The sequence below is a fragment of the Alkalibacterium kapii genome (assembly GCF_007988865.1).
Lineage (GTDB): Bacteria > Bacillota > Bacilli > Lactobacillales > Carnobacteriaceae_A > Alkalibacterium > Alkalibacterium kapii.
Genome location: NZ_BJUY01000054.1, coordinates 1 through 1,499, shown reverse-complemented (window position 1 = coordinate 1,499; position 1,499 = coordinate 1). Strand labels below are relative to the sequence as shown.

2 protein-coding genes are annotated in these 1,499 nt (G+C 37.4%); both read right to left on the bottom strand.

The genetic code is table 11. The features are described from left to right. Window positions 1-174: 174 nt before the first annotated feature. Window positions 175-921: a rolling circle replication-associated protein gene (locus AKA01nite_RS09210; protein ID WP_146925029.1), complete on the bottom strand. Its 747-nt coding sequence runs from the start codon at window positions 919-921 to the stop codon at window positions 175-177. Window positions 922-1,218: 297 nt separating this feature from the next. Further along, window positions 1,219-1,499, bottom strand: a 281-nt coding sequence (locus tag AKA01nite_RS09205; RefSeq protein ID WP_222592507.1) for a hypothetical protein, incomplete at its 5' end; no start/stop codon positions are given.

The following is a 1,499-nucleotide window of genomic DNA, read 5'->3' as shown; positions in this document are numbered from 1 at the left end:
ATTTTGATAAGGGAGTATGCCCCAGCCTATGGAGTAACTCCCGCCTAATCTCTCGACAACATCAATATACCATACGTTATGCACCTAATCAATAATATATACTAAAAAAGGGTGCAGCAGCAGCAGCGCAGCACCAATGTGCTGACGCTTGCTTGCTTGCATGCACTCCCTATTTCACAGTATACTATTCATATCATCAATATTATAAATTATAACGAAGTCATTCTCCCAATCTGCTGGCCGGCTGAATTGTGGAAGGACTCGTAAACTCTTTTGTACTGGTTTGTTCAATCCTTTTGAGCACCAGTACTTTTTTTTATGCTTTGACACAGTGGTTTCAAAATCTTTTGTAATGTATTTAGTCATATAATTAGCAGTTTTCTTTTGATCCCGTATAATTTCAGCACTACCCCAACCATTGTTTTTTTGCCATTCTATAATATCTCTCACGTGGTTTCCATGTCGTATTATAGGCTTGCCAGTTTCCTTGTTATATGCTTTTTCCAATTCGAACTCAGTCAAGTCTACTGCACCATGAAAATGCAATCGTCCGTCTTTATGTCTTTCTGGGATGACTACATAGTTAAACTTACCATGTTTCTTTTTCATGTACCTCAGCCAATTAGTTAATACCTTTAGTCTATAGTCATCTTTCCCTGATTGTTCATCTCGAAAAGTTAACGTTACAAAATGTGTAAATGTATTACAGGCTACATAATCCCTTACAGCCTTTTTTGAGCGTCTGGCAGACCTTCCAGCGTTTTCTTCGTCTCTTTCTTCTTCGGACAGCTCGAAAAGATCGTCACGTTCTTTTTTCTTCTTTTCAGGCCCTGAATCATATGTACTATGAGCTTGCTTATATATCATTACATACCCTGAGCCATCTGGATATGAGAATGTTTTCCCATAAATTTGAGCCACTTGGTTCACCTCTACTTTTTTTATATTTTCTATTTTTCCCCTTTAAGTGTCCCTTTGACAAGATAAGGGACACGACATTTGCGCAGTCATTCGTTTCGTGAACTTTCTGCATTTATTCCAATTTCCTCTTTGACGGGGACCCCAAGGCGTGACAACTTTTAAAGACCGCAGGCATGACTCCGTCCTACCTGCAAAAAAAGTATAACGTCACACCTACCCCTTTCAAAGAGTTTTCTCGGCATAAAACACAGAAAGATCACTACACTAACAACTACTTTTTTATTTAATTTACACGTATTATTTAATTTGTTGGAATAACGGAGCCATTTTATTTAGTGTTTCTGTATCGCCTTTTTCTTTAGCTAATGCCAATATCTCCTGCATAGTTTTCATTGCCTCTTTTTGTGTTTTATATTGTTCTAACGCTATCATAATTTGCGTTGATTTCGGTATACCTGTCTTTTCTGTTTCTGAATCTAACCAACTATTCATATCAGCACTTACACGAGTATTCACTCTAACCATTTCACTCATAATATTGCCCCTTTCCCTTATTCTATACAGTAGTAGTCTATTTT